Origin of the sequence: Xanthomonas campestris pv. badrii, assembly GCF_012848175.1 — a bacterium.
GTDB classification, from domain to species: domain Bacteria; phylum Pseudomonadota; class Gammaproteobacteria; order Xanthomonadales; family Xanthomonadaceae; genus Xanthomonas; species Xanthomonas campestris_C.
Window position 1 is genome coordinate 2,867,353 of sequence record NZ_CP051651.1, and the last position, 16,163, is coordinate 2,883,515.

General features: G+C 67.0%; 16 protein-coding genes and 1 pseudogene. 12 read left to right on the forward strand and 5 right to left on the reverse strand.

Annotated features, from left to right (window positions below; all coding sequences use genetic code 11):
• Window positions 1-15: 15 nt before the first annotated feature.
• The 4 genes from HG421_RS12160 to HG421_RS12175 all read left to right on the forward strand — a co-directional run bounded on the left by HG421_RS12160 (window position 16) and on the right by HG421_RS12175 (window position 4,502).
• Complete coding sequence (locus HG421_RS12160) at window positions 16-531, forward strand: DUF2271 domain-containing protein (RefSeq protein ID WP_169706595.1); 516 nt, start codon at window positions 16-18, stop codon at window positions 529-531.
• Between the two features lie 161 nt (window positions 532-692).
• On the forward strand, window positions 693-1,496 hold the full coding sequence (locus HG421_RS12165) for a DUF4198 domain-containing protein (RefSeq protein ID WP_169706596.1): 804 nt from the start codon (window positions 693-695) through the stop codon (window positions 1,494-1,496).
• Between the two features lie 361 nt (window positions 1,497-1,857).
• Window positions 1,858-2,832 carry an FAD:protein FMN transferase gene (locus tag HG421_RS12170; RefSeq protein WP_169706597.1) on the forward strand — a complete coding sequence of 325 codons (975 nt, stop codon included), beginning with the start codon at window positions 1,858-1,860 and terminating at the stop codon, window positions 2,830-2,832.
• A complete protein-coding gene (locus tag HG421_RS12175) occupies window positions 2,829-4,502 on the forward strand; it encodes a flavodoxin domain-containing protein (RefSeq protein ID WP_169706598.1) in 1,674 nt (557 codons plus the stop codon). The genes HG421_RS12170 and HG421_RS12175 overlap by 4 nt, the downstream gene beginning before the upstream one ends.
• Before the next feature lie 258 nt (window positions 4,503-4,760).
• Here HG421_RS12175 and HG421_RS12180 read toward each other — a convergent pair whose 3' ends face one another.
• Entirely contained in the window at window positions 4,761-5,618 is an 858-nt protein-coding gene (locus HG421_RS12180) for a HutD/Ves family protein (protein ID WP_169706599.1), read from the reverse strand.
• Window positions 5,619-6,030: 412 nt separating this feature from the next.
• Complete coding sequence (locus tag HG421_RS12185; protein WP_005993268.1) at window positions 6,031-6,405, reverse strand: ComEA family DNA-binding protein; 375 nt, start codon at window positions 6,403-6,405, stop codon at window positions 6,031-6,033.
• 157 nt (window positions 6,406-6,562) lie between these two features.
• On the opposite strand from HG421_RS12185, the gene HG421_RS12190 reads away from it, so the two are divergent.
• From HG421_RS12190 to murU, 4 genes are all read left to right on the forward strand, one after another.
• The gene (locus tag HG421_RS12190) at window positions 6,563-8,056 is read left to right on the forward strand and encodes a M20 family metallopeptidase (protein WP_169706600.1); all 1,494 of its coding nucleotides are present in this window, start codon (window positions 6,563-6,565) and stop codon (window positions 8,054-8,056) included.
• Between the two features lie 416 nt (window positions 8,057-8,472).
• Window positions 8,473-8,745, forward strand: coding sequence for a GlsB/YeaQ/YmgE family stress response membrane protein (locus HG421_RS12195; RefSeq protein WP_104541895.1), 273 nt, complete (start codon window positions 8,473-8,475; stop codon window positions 8,743-8,745).
• A gap of 39 nt (window positions 8,746-8,784) precedes the next feature.
• Window positions 8,785-9,804 (forward strand): aminoglycoside phosphotransferase family protein, encoded by a 1,020-nt coding sequence (locus tag HG421_RS12200; RefSeq protein ID WP_169706601.1) that lies wholly within the window; start codon window positions 8,785-8,787, stop codon window positions 9,802-9,804.
• Complete coding sequence (gene murU / locus HG421_RS12205) at window positions 9,801-10,535, forward strand: N-acetylmuramate alpha-1-phosphate uridylyltransferase MurU (protein WP_169706602.1); 735 nt, start codon at window positions 9,801-9,803, stop codon at window positions 10,533-10,535. Before HG421_RS12200 ends, murU begins: the two co-directional genes overlap by 4 nt.
• A 90-nt stretch (window positions 10,536-10,625) precedes the next feature.
• On the opposite strand, the gene hda is transcribed toward murU, so the two are convergent.
• From hda to HG421_RS12220, 3 genes are read right to left on the reverse strand one after another with little or no spacing between them, the layout of a single operon-like run.
• Entirely contained in the window at window positions 10,626-11,354 is a 729-nt protein-coding gene (gene hda, locus HG421_RS12210) for a DnaA regulatory inactivator Hda (RefSeq protein ID WP_169706603.1), read from the reverse strand.
• Entirely contained in the window at window positions 11,351-12,517 is a 1,167-nt protein-coding gene (locus tag HG421_RS12215) for an AI-2E family transporter (RefSeq protein WP_169706604.1), read from the reverse strand. The genes hda and HG421_RS12215 overlap by 4 nt, the downstream gene beginning before the upstream one ends.
• Window positions 12,514-13,626: a DUF2066 domain-containing protein gene (locus HG421_RS12220; RefSeq protein WP_169706605.1), complete on the reverse strand. Its 1,113-nt coding sequence runs from the start codon at window positions 13,624-13,626 to the stop codon at window positions 12,514-12,516. The genes HG421_RS12215 and HG421_RS12220 overlap by 4 nt, the downstream gene beginning before the upstream one ends.
• Before the next feature lie 22 nt (window positions 13,627-13,648).
• Here HG421_RS12220 and purM point away from each other — a divergent pair, with 22 nt between their 5' ends.
• The 4 genes and pseudogenes from purM (at window position 13,649) to purN (ending at window position 16,137) form a co-directional block, all read left to right on the forward strand.
• Window positions 13,649-14,782 (forward strand): phosphoribosylformylglycinamidine cyclo-ligase, encoded by a 1,134-nt coding sequence (purM, locus tag HG421_RS12225; protein WP_211161724.1) that lies wholly within the window; start codon window positions 13,649-13,651, stop codon window positions 14,780-14,782.
• A 12-nt stretch (window positions 14,783-14,794) separates the two neighbouring features.
• Window positions 14,795-15,265 carry a hypothetical protein gene (locus HG421_RS12230; protein WP_169706607.1) on the forward strand — a complete coding sequence of 157 codons (471 nt, stop codon included), beginning with the start codon at window positions 14,795-14,797 and terminating at the stop codon, window positions 15,263-15,265.
• A gap of 106 nt (window positions 15,266-15,371) precedes the next feature.
• A pseudogene (locus tag HG421_RS12235) lies at window positions 15,372-15,482 on the forward strand (DUF2238 domain-containing protein); the annotation flags it as partial.
• Window positions 15,469-16,137 (forward strand): phosphoribosylglycinamide formyltransferase, encoded by a 669-nt coding sequence (purN, locus tag HG421_RS12240; RefSeq protein ID WP_169706608.1) that lies wholly within the window; start codon window positions 15,469-15,471, stop codon window positions 16,135-16,137. The pseudogene HG421_RS12235 and the gene purN, both read left to right, overlap by 14 nt.
• The last annotated feature ends 26 nt before the right edge of the window (window positions 16,138-16,163 follow it).

The following is a 16,163-nucleotide window of genomic DNA, read 5'->3' on the forward strand; positions in this document are numbered from 1 at the left end:
TCCTCGGAGACGACCATGCGCGCCACCCTGACCATCGCCCTGAGCGGCCTGCTCGCCATGCCGGCGTATGCGGCCACGCTCGATATCACTGTCGAGATTCCCAAGCTCAATGTCGCCGAATACCACCGCCCTTACGTGGCGATCTGGCTGGAAGGCGCGGACCAGAAGGTCGCCGCCAACCTGGCGGTCTGGTATCAATCCAAGGACACCGCCGAAGGCCACGGAACCAAGTGGTTGCCGGATCTGCGTCAGTGGTGGCGCAAGAGTGGCCGCACGCTGGACGTGCCGGTCGATGGCGTCACCGGCCCGACCCGCCCGGCTGGCGCGCATGCGCTTTCCTTCAGCGACACCAAGAGCGCATTGAAGTCGCTGCCAGCCGGCCAGTACACGCTGGTGGTGGAGGCCGCGCGCGAAGTGGGCGGCCGCGAACTGGTCAAGGTGCCTTTCAGCTGGCCGGCGACAGCGCCGCAAAGCGCCAAGGCCAGCGGCAGCAGCGAACTGGGAGCGATCAGCCTGACCGCCAAGCCTTGATACCAGGCGCCGGCACGCGGAGCGGGCTGTCGTACTGACCCCTGCCCCGCCGGCGCAAGCTGCACATCGTCTTTGCATTTCATTTGCACGCATCCAGCCAGCGCCGCGACGCGCGCTGATCAGACACGCGCCCACCGCCCCCGCATTCTCAAGGAGTTGTCATGCAACGTTCTCTCGTCCTGATCGCCCTGCTCGCCGCACTGCCGGTTACCGCGCTTGCGCACAAGGCCTGGCTGCTGCCCTCGCAGACCGTCATTGCCGGCCAAGCGCCGTGGATCACCGTCGATGCCGCGGTATCCAACGACCTGTTCTACTTCAACCATGTGCCGTTGCGGCTGGACAACCTCAGCATCACCGCGCCCGATGGCAGCGCGCTCAAGCCGGAAAACCCGGCCACCGGCAAATACCGAAGCGTGTTCGACCTGCAGCTCACCCAGCCCGGCACCTACAAGCTCGGCATCGTCAATGCCGGCCTGTTCGCCAGCTGGAAGGAAGACGGCAAGCCCAAGCGCTGGCGCGGCAACGAGGCCAGCTTCGCCAGCGAGGTCCCGAAGAACGCACAGGACCTGCAGGTGTCGCAATCGCTCAGCCGCGTGGAAACCTTCGTCACCCGCGGCGCACCGACCACCACCGTCTTCAAGCCAAGCGGCAAGGGCATCGAGCTGGTGCCGGTCACCCATCCCAATGACCTGGTCGCCGGCGAAGCCGCGCAGTTCACCCTGCAACTGGATGGCAAGCCGGCCGCCGGGCTGGAGATCGAGATCGTGCGCGGCGGCACCCGCTACCGCGATGCGCAGAACGAGATCAAGCTCACCACCGACGCCAAGGGCGGCTTCAGCGTGACCTGGCCAGAGCCCGGCATGTACTGGCTGGAAACCAGCAGCGAAGACAGCAAGACCTCGCTGCCGCAGGCCAAGCAGCGTCGCCTGGGCTATGTGGTGACGCTGGAAGTGCTGCCGCAATAAGCGCAGCCGACAACACTGCTGCGCCGCTATCTGGCGGGCGCGCCAGTGCGCGGAATCGGTCTGTCCCGCTCGTACACGTCGGATCCCGTGCACCGTCCATGTCCGCCCGGTCACTACTCGCTACGCCCCTTATTCGCAGTGGCGGCCGCGCACGCAACGATCCTGGTGACGTGCCGGGCCTCTTGCCTGATGGAGCAGTCGCCCCGCGTTGCTGTCCGCGCGGCGACTGACCGCGCTGGCATCGTCGAAAGGTGCGCACGGCCGCTGGCGTCGATCGCCGAACCAGCACGATGCTGATGCAATCGGCTGCGCCGCACGTCACCATCATGTTCCTGCCGCAGTGCCTGCTCACAGTCCACGTATGAACGCATTCGCTCCTGCAGACACCACGCTTGCCACCCTGGGCGGCCACAGCATGGGCACCACCTGGAGCGTCAAGCTGGTGGCGCCGCGCAGCCGCGACCTGCATCCGCTGCATGCGCGCATCCAGGCAGCGCTCGACCGCGTGGTCGCACAGATGAGCACCTGGGACGCGAGCTCGGACATCAGCCGCTACAACCGTCTGGCGGCCGGCCACTGGCAGGCCTTGCCCGATGCGTTCCACACCGTGCTGCGCACCGCGCTGGACATTGCCCGCGCCAGCGACGGTGCCTTCGACCCCACCGTCGGGCCGATGGTCGAACTGTGGGGCTTCGGCGCCAATGGGGGCCGGCGACGGGTGCCATCGCCCGAGCAGATCGCGCTGGTGAGCCTGCGCTGCGGCTGGCAGCGCCTGGAACTGGATGGCCCGCGTGTCCTGCAGCCGGGCGCGGTGGCGCTGGACCTGTCCGGCATCGCCAAGGGCTATGGCGTGGACTGCGTGCGCCACGCCCTGGTACAGGCCGACATCACCAGCGCCTTGATCGATGTCGGCGGCGAACTGTTCGGTTATGGACGCAAGCCCGATGGCAGCACCTGGCGCGTGCTGGTCGAATCCGCCCCCGATGAAGACGCCGGCGCGGCGCTGCCACCCCGGGTGCTCGCCCTGGACGGCGTCGCCGTGGCCACCTCCGGCGACCGCTGGCACCGCTTCGAAAGCGACGGTCTGCGCTACACCCACACCTTCGATCCGCGCACCGGGGCACCGATTCCGCACGCGCCCGCCGCGGTCACCGTCCTCGCCGCCGATGCCATGCACGCCGACGCCTGGGCCACCGCCATGACCGTGCTCGGGACCGACGCCGGGCTTGCATACGCGCACAAGGCCGGCCTTGCGGTGCGCTTTCTGACGCGCCACGACGGCAGCCTGCACGAAGCCATGAGCCCCGCCTTCGAGCAGCATCTGGCCGCCTCATGACAGCCGCACGCGCACGGGTCTGGCTGGGGAATGGAGCGTTGCTGCTTGCCCTTGCCGCAATCGCTGCATGGCTTGCCAGCCTGCACCAGGGCGCATGGTGGAGCGCGCCGACGCCGCAGCGCTGGCAGTGGGCAGCACTGGGCATGACCCTGTATGCCGCGGTCTGCGCTGCCATTTTTATCCGTAACCGCCAGCGGGCCGGCGTGTCTAACGCAGACAGCAGCGGCATGCTCATCGCCTGGGCCAGCCAGACCGGATTCGCCCGCGAGCTTGCCGAGCGCAGCGCGGCCGCGCTGCAAACCGCCGGCCTCGCTGCGCATGCACTGCCACTGGACGCGGTGGATGCCGATTTACTCGCCCGCGTGCCGCGCCTGCTGTGCATCGTCAGCACCACCGGCGAAGGCGATGCACCGGATCATGCACAGGCGGCCGAGCGCCATTGGCTTGCCGGCAATGCGCAGGACCTGGCTGCCGTGCACTACGCGGTCCTGGCATTGGGCGACCGCCGCTACACGCAGTTCTGCGCGTTCGGCCGTCGCATCGACGCCGGCCTGCAAGCACGCGGTGGCACGCGCCTGTTCGAGCGCATCGAGGTCGACAATGCCGACCCACGCGCCTTGCTGCACTGGCAGCAACGGCTGGCAGAACTCACACCGGCACTGGCGAGCCAGCCAGCGTGGAGTGTGCCGACCTATGCGACCTGGCAGCTGCGCGAGCGTGTCCATGTCAACCCTGGCAGTGCCGGTGCACCGATCCATCGGCTGCGGCTCGTGCCCCGCGACGGCGCGCTACCGCCGTGGAGCGCTGGCGACATCGCCGAGATCGCCCCGCACAACGCGCCTGCGCAGGTGGAGGACTGGTTGCAGCGGCACCGCTGCGATGGCGCGCAGAGAGTCGATGGCCGGGCGTTGCGCGACTGGCTCGCGGGCGCGCAGCTGCCTGCAGATGCAGACGCAAGTGCGGATGCATGTGCAGATCCAGCTGCATGCACGGAGGCAGACGCGAAATCGGATACAGCGATACCACCTGCAGGGCTGGCGGCGATGGTGCGTCACCTGGTCGCGCTGCCGCATCGTGAGTATTCGCTGGCATCGATCAGCGAAGAAGGACATGCCGAACTGCTGATCCGCCAGCATCTGCATGACGATGGACGGTTGGGGATCGGCAGCGGTTGGCTGTGCGTCCATGCACCTGTCGGTGCCGCCATCGCATTGCGATTGCGCAGCAACCCGGGGTTCCATCCACCCGCGCCTGAACGCCCCATGCTGCTGATCGGCAATGGCACCGGCATCGCCGGATTGCGCGCACATCTGCGCGCGCGCATCGCCGCCGGCGCACGCGACAATTGGCTGATCTTCGGCGAACGCAATGCCGCACACGATGCGTTGTACGCCAACGAGCTGCAGCAATGGCAACAGCATGGCTGGATTGCGCGCATGGACCTGGTGTATTCGCGCGACCCCGCCTCCCCAGCACGTTACGTGCAGCACGCGCTTGCCGCCGCGGCCGAGACCCTGCGCGAATGGATCGACCGCGGCGCCTGCATCTATCTCTGCGGCAGCCTGCGCGGCATGGCGCCGGAAGTGGACCGCAGCCTCGACACCATTCTGGGCCAGGCGACCAGGCAGGAGTTGCTGCAAAACGGGCGCTACCGGCGCGACGTGTACTGAGCGGACGCGGCCAGATTTCAGGCAGGTGTCATGATCAAACAGCGGTTTTGCCGGGATCTCTCTCGGGGTTGCAGCCACGCGCCCTGCATGATTTTTATGTCACCGTTCAAGAGCTGCTACTGCCAATGTCTTGATGCAGACCAAGAGCAGCCCGCAAGGCGACTGCGCGGTACGCCAGGCATGCACGGCCGGCAATCGGAAACCTCACCACCATGCCTGCACGTCGGCTACCGTGCGCTCCACCCTGACGACGGCCTGCTACGCTTTATCAGCCGCACTCACCCGGATCGCCAGCAATTCACCGCCGCCATCCAGCACGTAACGGGTCCGTGTCGACGCACTCAACCAGGCGGTATCGCCGGCCGCCAGGGACGGCAGGCCACTCTCGCGCCCGAAGCTGGCCTGCCCGGCAAGCAGATGGATCGCCCAGGCAGTGCCAGGGTCGGCGAAGAACAGCATGGTGCCGACCAACGGCCGATGCAGCAGCTCGGCCTGCAGCACATCGCGTCGCCACATCAGATTGAAATCCTGCGTCGGCCCGTCCAGCAACACCGCGCTTACCGCAGCTTCGCCGGCAAATCGCACGCGTTGATAGGGCGGCATTAACTCGACGCAACGCCCAACCCGCGCAGGGCTTGCGAGAAGATGCTCGGCGCCGCTCGATCTTCCCCCGGTGCCAGCATGTTGGCCGGCATTCGCTGCGCCAGTCGCATCCAGACGACCAACTTTCCCGTCACCTGCACCAGTATCGGTATCAGTGTCGGTGTCGGTGTCGATGTAAGTGTCGGTGCTGGAGTTCGTGTCGGTGTCGGCATCGACAGCAGCGTCGACATCGGCCTTGACGCTGGTATGTGCATCGACATCCACATTGCCAACGCCATTGCCGAACTGCAGACGCATGCCACTGCCCCGCAGCAGCACCAGCTCACGATCGATGCCAGGAAATGCGGAGAACGCGGCATCCTGCTCGATCTCGGCGATCGACAGACGCAGCGCCCATCTTTCCGCATCGCCCAGACGCAGGATCTCGCGCGTCCAGCCCAATTGATTGCGCCACCGCTCGCGGCGGTAGTCGGTGGCCGGAATCACCCGGCTGCTCAGGTCTGTTAGCTGCATCGGTGCATTGTGCCCGAAGCGTCATACCCAGCGCGGCCTGATCCCGGCTACGTGCACGCTGCCGTTTGCCGTTTGCCGTTTGCCGTTTGCCCGAGCATTCAACACGGCCATGCCATCAGAATCCACGCGGCCGCGGCAGCATGGAGGCGAAGGCGCCCGCAGCGCATCGATGTCTCGCGTGGGCAGGTTTCACGCGCCACTGTCCGTGCGCCATCGAGTGCCTTCCACTACGGCAGCATTGCGCTGCGCCCCGGCCCAGATCCGCCCAACGAAAAACGCCCGGCTGCACATCCAAGTGCAACACCGGGCGATTCCACGTCCTTGTCGGCTTCCAGCCATCCCCCGGACATCCTGTCCAGTTAGGTTGCGGCCACGCATCCTCGCGTCGAACCGTATCTCGGATCCCTTCCCCTTAACGCCGTCCCACCGGTTTCACCGCCGCCCCCTTGGCAGCCTTCTTGGCAGGCGCCATCGTGGCCCCCACTTCGATCAGGTCGCGATTCCGTTCGACCGTCTTGAGTCCGATGCCCTTGACCAGTGCCAGTTCCTCGGCACTTTTGAAGGGACCGTTCGCCTGGCGGTGCTCGACGATTGCCTCGGCTTTTGATCGCCCGACATTCGTCAGCACCTTGTCCAATTCCTCAGCAGACGCGGTGTTGATATCGACCTTTTCAAGCGCGTACGCATTCGAGGACAACAACAACGCCAGTAGCAGGGACTTCAGGACTACGGTAAATGACTTCATTGCAACGCTCCTTGTGGCTTGGGTGATGGTCCTAGCCAGCATTCCTGCCGGCGGAGCCAGTGTCCCGCGCCACATGCAGCAATCCTATCGCCAACGAACTTTTCACACAGCCGGTGAACTGCGCGCCGCCTTGTAGGGAAATCCCTACCCCATGTCACCGGCGTAGAATGGGCTGCTACGTCACGCATTCGGAGCCTCCATGGACAGCGCCAAGATCGACCAATTCATCAGCGACACCTGGGACCGCGAGATCGTCCCGCAACTGGTCGATTACATCCGTATCCCCAACAAGTCGCCGATGTTCGACGCCGACTGGGTGGCCAATGGCTACATGGAGCAGGCCGTGACCCTGATGGAAACCTGGGCGCGGGCGCAGGCCATCGACGGCATGCAGGTCGAGGTGGTGCGACTGGAAGGCCGCACGCCGTTGATCTTCATCGAGATTCCGGCCACCGGCGCCGAGTCCGGCGACGACACCGTGCTGTTGTACGGGCACCTGGACAAGCAGCCGGAGATGACCGGCTGGGATGCCGACCTCGGCCCCTGGGAGCCGGTGTTGCGCGAGGACAAGTTGTACGGCCGCGGTGGCGCCGACGACGGCTATGCGATCTTCGGTTCGCTGGCCGCGATCCTGGCGCTGCGTACCCAGGGCCTGCCGCATGCGCGTTGCGTGGTGCTGATCGAAGCCTGCGAAGAGTCCGGCAGCTACGATTTGCCGGCCTATGTGGATCATCTGGCCCAGCGCATCGGCAAGCCGTCGCTGGTGGTCTGCCTGGATTCGGGCTGCGGCAACTATGAACAGCTGTGGTGCACCACCTCGTTGCGCGGCCTGACCGGCGGCAACCTCAGCGTGAAGGTGCTGGAAGAAGGCGTGCATTCCGGCGATGCCTCCGGCGTGGTGCCGTCCAGCTTCCGCCTGCTGCGCCAGCTGCTGTCGCGCATCGAAGACGAAACCACCGGCCGCATCCTGCTCGACGGCCTGCATGTGGAGGTGCCCTCCGAACGGCTGACCCAGGCCAAGGCGGCCGCCGCGACGCTGGATACCGCGATCTTCGACAAGTTCCCGATGGCCGATGGGCTGGTACCGATGCATGAGGATCTGACCGAGCTGGTGTTGAACCGGACCTGGCGCCCGGCGCTGTCGATCACCGGGGTGGATGGCATGCCGCCACTGGCCTCGGCCGGCAATGTGCTGCGCCCGCACACCGCGGTGAAGCTCTCGCTGCGGTTGCCGCCGACCGCCGACGGCAAGGCCTGCGGCGAACTGCTCAAGGCCGCCCTGCTGCGCGACCCACCCAATGGCGCGCAGGTGAGCCTGGAGCTGGAAAAGGCCTCGTCCGGGTGGAATGCACCGGAGATGGCACCGTGGCTGACAAAGGCCATCGACGACGCCAGCCAGGCGTTCTTCGGCAAGCCGGCGATGTACATGGGCGAAGGCGGCTCGATCCCGTTCATGGGCATGCTCGGCGAAAAGTTCCCGGGCGCGCAGTTCATGATCACCGGCGTGCTGGGGCCGCATTCCAATGCGCATGGGCCGAACGAGTTCCTGCACATCCCGATGGGCAAGCGGGTGACTGCCTGTGTCTCGAAGGTGATCGCCGAGCATCACGCCGCCTGCCTGCGCGGGGAGACCAGCGGCGCGCCGGTGGCTGCCGATAGCGGTACCCGGCATGGTGGGCACGGCTGCTGCTGAGCCCTGGGGTTGGCCCTTGCCTGCGGTTGGGTGCGAGGGCGAAAGGTCAGCGGTTTGGATTGTCTAGCCGACGTACCCCTATCTCCACACCCCGTACCCTCACCCCAACCCCCGCTCCGCGCCCCGGCCCGCGCCAGCAGCGCGGGCGCTCCAAGGCACGCGCGCCAGTGGCGCACAAGCTGCGCCTTATCGCCCCGCCGGGAGAGGGGCTTTTGTCGACGCAGTTGCGATAGCCAGTCTCGCCGACGACTTCCGTGTCTCCATTCAGTGCCTCGCGGCCTCCCATCCGGATGTCGCGCGGCGCGAACAACAGCTTGTTGCACGTGCTCGATCAAAGTCGCCAGCGTTGCGCGCGCAACGCGGGTGGACCGCATCCGAAATGCTAGTCTGCCGATCCCGTTCGCTCTGGTGCTGCGATGAACACATTGTTTGGTAGCGACAGCTGGCTCTACATCCTGCTGGTCGGATTTGTGGTCGGATTGCTGGCCCGTTTCATCACGCCCGGCACGCAGCGTCTGGGGTGCCTGCTGACCATCGTGCTGGGCATTGCCGGTGCGGTGGTGGCGAGCTGGTTCGGCCGCTACATGGGCTGGTACCGGCCGGGAGAGCCCGCCGGATTTCTGGGCGCATTGCTCGGCGCCATCGCCATCCTTGCGCTGCTGCGGCTGTTCAGCGGCAGCAAGCGCTGAGCGCCGCGTGTCCATCACTTCACTACTCAGCAACGCACCATGACGTCTTCGCCTTCAGAGACCGCGCGCGACGCGCTTCGCCTGCAATGGGCGCGCCACGCGCTCGACGATCCGCATGCCAGCCTGCACCGCGCGTCGGTCGACGCGGGGTTTCGCAGCTATTGGCGCACCCACGGGCGCGGCGCGGATCGCATCCTGATGGATGCGCCGCCGGAGCTGGAAAACGTGGCGCCGTGGCTGCGGATGCAGGCCTTGCTGGGTGCGCATGGCGTGCGCGTGCCGCAGGTGCTTGCGCAGGATCTGCAGACCGGCTTCTTGCTGCTGGAAGACCTTGGCGTGCCGACATTGGCACAGGTGCTCACCGAGGCCAATGCCGACGCGCTGCTGGACGACGCAATTGCGCAACTGCTGTTGCTGCAGCGCATCCCGCCGCCCGCCGAGAGCGGCAGCTTCGGCGAGGCCTTGTTGCAACGCGATGCCGGATTGTTCGAGGAATGGTTCCTGGGCCACCACTTGGGCGTGCAGCTGAGTTGCGCGCATGCCGAGCAGTTGCAGCTGGTGCAGCGCCGCCTGATGGACAACGCGCTGGCCCAACCCCGTGTGTTCACCCATCGCGATTTCATGCCGCGCAACCTGATGCCGGTGTCCGGTGGCCCGGCGGTGCTGGATTTCCAGGACTGCGTGATCGGCCCGATCGCCTACGATCCGATCAGCCTGTTCAAGGACACCTCGGTGAGCTGGCCGATCGCCCGCGTGGACGGCTGGCTGGAGCGCTACCACGCGCGCGCTGTTGCGGCCGAATTGCCGGTTCCGCCACTGGCGCAGTTCCTGCGCGATGCGGACTGGATGGGCGTGCAGCGGCATCTGAAGAATCTGGGCATCTTCTCGCGCCTGAGCCATCGCGATGGCAAGCACTGGTATCTGGACAACGTGCCGCGCTTCATCGCCTACCTGGACGAGGTGCTGCCGCGCTACGCCGAGCTGGCGCCATTGATCGGCATCCTGGACGAGGTGATCAAGCCAGCCCTGGCTGCGCGGATGCCGCAGGCCACGCCATGAAGGCGCTGATCTTTGCCGCAGGATTCGGCGAGCGCATGCGTCCGCTGACCGAGCGCACTCCCAAGCCCTTGCTGTCGGTCGGTGGCACGCCGCTGATCGTCTGGCACCTGCGCAAACTCGCTGCACTGGGCGTTGTCGAGGTGGTGATCAATACCTCCTGGCTGGCCGAGCAATTTCCGCAGGTGCTGGGAGACGGCAGCGCGTTCGGCCTGCGGCTGACCTATTCCTACGAAGGCGCGACACCACTGGAAACCGGCGGCGGCATGCTGCATGCGCTGCCGCTGCTGGGCGATGCGCCGTTCCTGCTGGTCAATGGCGATATCTGGAGCGACTTCGACTTTGCGCGCCTGTCCGACGAACCAGCCGGGCTGGCACAGTTGGTGCTGGTCGACCAGCCTGCCTATGCGCCCCATGCCGACTTTGCGCTGCAGGCCGACGGCACGGTGCGCGCCGATCTGCCTGCAACCCATACGTACGCCGGTATCGGTGTGTACAGACCGGCACTGCTGCGTGACTGGCAATCGGTGATCCGGCCATTGCCCGAGCAGGCCGGCACGGCGCCGCGGTTCGCATTGGCGCCGATCCTGCGCGCGCAGATGGCGCAGGGCCTGGTCGATGGCATCCATCACGGCGGTCGCTGGACCGATGTGGGAACGCCGCAGCGGCTGGCGGAACTGCAGAGGGAACTGGCGGGACCCGGGACCCGGGACCCGGGACTCGGGAAAAGCTGACGCCAGAGCATGGGCATTACCTGCCGCCGATCCACCGAAGCGGATCCATGCGCGGCACACCACTGCACCGCGACCCGCTTCGCTTCTGCCTTATCCCGGTCCCGGGTCCCGGGTCCCGGGTCCCGGCGCCCCCGCTACCACCCGCCGCAGAAACGGCACGGTGATGCGGCGCTTGGCCGCCAGGGATTCGCGATCCAGCCGATCCAGCAAGGCCACCAGGCCGGCCAGTTCGCGCTCGCTGTGGGTGAGCAGCCAGTCGATCGCCGCGTCGTCCAGCGCCAGACCGCGTCGCTGCGCCCGATCGCGCAGCACCGCCGCGCGTGCCGCGTCGTCGAGCACCGGTAATCCGATGCGGATGCACTGCGACAGCCGCGACCGCAGGTCGGGGAGCACCAGCGCCAGCCCATCGGGCATCTGCCGCGCGGTATAGAGCAAGGTACTGCCGGCCGCGCGTGCGCGGTTGTGGAAATCGAACAGGGCAACTTCGTCGTCGCGTTGCCCGGCGATGCTGTCTACGCCGTCCAGCGCCACCAGGCTGCGCCCTTCCAGTGCTTCAAGCGCATCGCACAGGCGGCCGGCAGCAGCCTGCAGCGGCAGGTACGCCGGCGAGCGCCCGGCCTGCTCGGCCGCCGCGCACATCGCCAGGGCCAGGTGGGTCTTGCCGGTGCCGGCAGGACCGGCCAGGTAGAGCCAATCGCCCGCCTGCCCGGAGGCCAGGGCCTGCAACTGGGCGAGCAGGCCCTCGGGCGCGGCGATATAACTGTCGAAGCGCTGGTCGGGCGGCGCACGCAACGCCAGCGGCAACTGGGGGACGCTCACAACCGATCAGCGTCCTTGGTCGGGTCGATGATGACGCTGCGTTCGGGCGTGGACTGCAGCACGATGCCGGCCCGCTCGCCCGCGTACAGATCGCTGCGGGTGTATTGCTCGTGCGCGTAGCGCAGCAATACGTTGGCCACCGCCGCCACTGGCAGCGCCAGCAGCATGCCCAGAAAGCCGAACAACTGGCCGCCCGCCATCACCGCGAAGATCACCGCCACCGGATGCAGGCCGATCTTGTCACCGACGATGCGCGGGGTGAGCACGTAGCTTTCAAGCAACTGGCCAACGGTGAACACCACGCCCACGCCGATCAGCAGCTTCAGGTCCAGGCCCTGCGCCTGCACGATGGCTGCCAGCAGCGCGAGCACGATGCCGGTAGTGGCGCCCAGGTACGGGATGAAGCTGATGAAGCCGGCGATGATGCCGATCAACAGCCCCAGATTGAGCCCGATGATGGACAGGCCGGTGGCATAGATCGCCCCCAGCGCCAGCATCACCAGGAACTGGCCGCGGATGAAGCCGCCGAGCACGTCGTTGGATTCCAGCGCCAGCCGGCTCACGGTACCGATATAGGCGCGCGGGATGACCGCCGCCACCCGCTCCACCAGCCGGTCCCAGTCGCGCAGGAAGTAAAACGCCAGGATCGGCAGCAGCGCCAGGTTGATCACCCAGGTCACCATCGCAAAGCCGGAGCGCGAGACGTAGCCGAAGAAGGTCTTGGCAGCGCCGCCGGCCTGTTCCCAATGGCTGCGGATCCAGTCGATCAGGCGCTCCGGGTCCAGCCAGGCCATCAGCTGCACGCCGGTCTTGGCCTCCAGCCAGGGAATGGCGGTGCCGATCGCCCAGTTACGCATCTGCGGCAAGGCGTCGATCAGGGTCATGATCTGGCGTTCGATCATCGGCACCAGGATCATCAGCGCCAGCACGAACAGCAGCGTCGCCAGCACGAACACCAGCGCCACCGCCATGTTGCGCGAGCGCCCGGCACGTTCGATGCGATCCACCAGCGGGTCGCCCAGCCAGGCCAGCAGCAGCGCCAGCACGAACGGGGTCAGGATCGGCGCCAGCAGCGAGACCACCCACAGCACGCCGACGATCACCGCCGCCCATTTGAGGCGACGCAAGAAGATGGCGATTTCGGCTTCGGGGCTCAGGGTCATTTCAGGCGGTACTCGGCGTGCTCGTTGTCGAGAATGATCGGGCCCTCGGTCGGGACCGATACCGAGACCAGGGGACTATTGTCACCGAGCATACGGTTGAGCCCGGAAATGCCCGTGAGCAGTTCCAGGTCCACTTCCATGCGATCGCCATTGGCGCTGACCGGGCGGATGCTGCGCACCACCGACACGCCCTGTAGGGCAGCGGCCACGCGCAGATAGTCGTCGGCGCTGTGGATCCCGGTGATCACCGCGCGATACACGCCCGGCACGCCCGAATCCACCCGCTTGGCGTAACGCTTGACCAGTGCGTCGGCGGCGCCATCGGCGCCGGCGGCCATCGCGCGGCGGGCATCGCCATCGCTGCTGGTCCAGCTGGACAGCACGTTGCCGTTGTCCACGAACACCCAATCGGCGGTCCAGCCGGCCCCGCTGCGGTAGAGCTTGCCGATCAGCTGCATCGGCGGGCTGTACTTGGCCGAGGCGCGCGACACCGCAGCGGTGTCCTTGCGCCAGATCGCGCCGGCCAGCACCTGCTCGGCAGCCGCGCCGCCGGGCAGCCCGAGCCGGTAGCCGCGCTCGATGGCGCGGTCGAGCACGCTGCGCGCAGCGTTGGCCTGCGCCACGCCCACCAGGCGCGGGCCGCTGCCATCGTCGATGGCCAGCCACAGCACCGGCTTGGGGCGCGGCAATGGCCACACCGGCAAGCCCAGCGCGGCGATCAGGCCATCCACGTCCGATTGCCGGAACCGTGCAACCAGGGTCGTGCGGAAGGTGGGCGCGCCCGTGCGCGACGTGCCTTGGTCCTGGCGGTAGTCGTAGTGTTCGACGTAATTGGGCGCGTTACGCAGCGCCTGCGGCACGCCGGGGCGGCTCATGACGCTGCGGTCGCCGGAGACCTTGCCCAGCACCGCGCCCAGCGCGCGGGCCAGGGCACCGGGGCGATCGGACTCGCTCTGGCTGTTGACCGGCACTTCGGCATCGTAGGCGCTCTGCGCCTTGGCGACATCGCCTTCGGTACGCAGGTCTGCCTGCGCAAAGGCCGGAACCACAGGCATGGCGACCACGAGGGCGAGAAAGAAAACGAGACTGCGGCGCATCGACGGTTCCATGGCGTAAGCGTATCCGGGTGAATTGTTGCCCGAATGGGGCGCTAGCGCCAACGTGGCTGTTAAAATCGCCGCCTTTACTGCCGAGCCACCCACGCCCGTGACCAGCCCAACGCCTTCCACTCCCTCGCCCATGACTTACCGCGATGCGGGTGTCGACATCGATGCCGGCAATGCCCTGGTCGAACGCATCAAGCCGCTGGTCAAGCGCAGCTTCCGGCCAGAGGTGATGGGCGGCCTGGGCGGGTTCGGCGCCTTGTTCGACCTGTCGGGTAAATATAAGGAACCGGTGCTGGTGTCCGGCACCGACGGCGTGGGCACCAAGCTCAAGCTGGCTCAGCAGCTGGGCCGGCACGACACCATCGGCATCGACCTGGTCGGCATGTGCGTCAACGACGTGCTGGTGCAGGGCGCCGAGCCGCTGTTCTTCCTGGACTACTTCGCCACCGGCAAGCTGGATGTGGACACCGCCGCGGCCGTGGTGGGCGGCATCGCGCGTGGCTGCGAGCTCTCCGGTTGCGCGCTGATCGGCGGCGAAACTGCCGAAATGCCGGACATGTACCCGCCTGGCGAATACGACCTGGCCGGCTTCACCGTGGGTGCGGTGGAAAAATCGCAGCTGCTGGATGGCGCGCAGGTGCGCGCCGGCGACGTGCTGATCGGCATCGCCTCGTCCGGCCCGCATTCGAATGGCTATTCGTTGATCCGCAAGATCTACGAGCGTGCCGGCGCCCCGGCCGAGCATGTGCTGGACGATGGCAGCAAGCTGATCGACGCACTGATGGCGCCGACCGCGCTGTACGTCAAGCCGGTGCTGGCTCTGCTCAAGGCGCATGGCGAGGCGATCCACGCCATGGCCCACATCACCGGCGGCGGGTTGACCGAAAACATCATCCGCGTTGTTCCGGACGGGCTGGGCCTGGACATCGATGCCACCGCCTGGACGCTGCCGCCGGTCTTCGCCTGGCTGCAGCGCGAGGGCGCGGTGGCCGATGCTGAAATGTGGCGCACCTTCAACTGCGGCATTGGCTTCGTGCTGATCGCCTCGCCCGAGCAGGCCGCCACGCTGGAGCAGGCGCTGGATGCGCAGTCGCTGGCGCACTGGCGTATCGGCCAGGTGGTCAGCGCGCAGGGCGACGAACGCGTGCGGATCGGCTGAGAGAAGACCTGCATGGACGCGTCCCCGATCGCCAGCCCTTCCACTGCCGCTGCCGCGGCCAGCGCTGAAGATCTGCAGCAGCTCAAGCTGCTGTCGATCTTCCACTACGTGCTGGCCGGCATCACCGGGCTGTTTTCGTTGTTCCCGTTGATCCATCTGTTCATGGGCCTTGCCATCGTGACTGGCCATCTGCCCATGGAGAACACTAGTCCGGATGCGCCGCCCATGGACCCGCGCTGGTTCGGCTGGTTTTTCGTGGTGTTCGCGGCAGCGTTCATCTGCTGCGGCCTGACGCTGGCAGGGTTCATCGCCTACGCCGGCCGTTGCATCGCCCAGCGCAGGCGGCATCTGTTGTGCCTGATCGTGGCCGGCATCTCCTGCTCGTTCATGCCGTTCGGCACCGTGGTCGGTGTGTTCACGCTGGTCATCTTATTGCGCCCTCAGGTCAAGGCATTGTTCGGTCCTGCCGCAAGAGCCGCCTGAGAGCCACGTGATCATCAGGACTCCGCGCCACGCCAAATCAACTGCGTTGATCGTCACCATCGCGGTGTTTGGGGCGAGCGGGATCGCGCCGCTGTGGGCGGTCGAAAACGGCCAGCAGGACGACGTTTGGGACGCGGATACCGACATGCTGCTGGCAACACTCGGCAGCCTGGCGGCCTACCCCGTGGTAAGGACGGTGTTCAATGCACGCGACTGATCGGCGCTTGCGCCTGGCCGTGCTGGCCTCCGGGCGCGGCAGCAACCTGCAGGCCATCCTGGATGCGATCGCCAGCGGGCGCCTGCATGCCGAGGTGGTCGGGGTGTTTTCCGATCGATCGCAGGCGCCGGCCCTGCACAAGGTCGAGCAGGCGCTGCGCTGGAGCGCCAGCCCGCGCGATTTCGCCGACCGCGCCGCCTTCGATGCCGCGCTGGGCGATGCCATCGCCGCCGCGCAGCCGGACTGGGTGGTCTGCGCCGGCTACATGTGCATCCTGGGCGAGCCGCTGGTGCGCCGTTTTGCCGGGCGCATGCTCAACATCCACCCGTCGCTGCTGCCCAAATACCGCGGACTGCACACCCATGCGCGCGCACTGGAGGCCGGCGACGTCGAACACGGCGCCAGCGTGCACCTGGTGGTGCCGGAGCTGGATGCCGGCAGCGTGATCGCGCAGGCCCGCGTGCCGGTCCTGCCCGGCGACAGCGCCGAGCAGCTGGCCGCACGCGTGCTGGCACGCGAACACCCGCTCCTGCTGGCCACCCTGGAATTGCTCGCCGCAGGCCGCATGCAGATCCACGGCGACACGGTCCACCTCGACGGTCAGTGCCTGTTTACGCCACTACGACTAGAGTCCGCTGACACCGCATTGACCTGAATGCGGATACGCCTTCCTCATCCTGT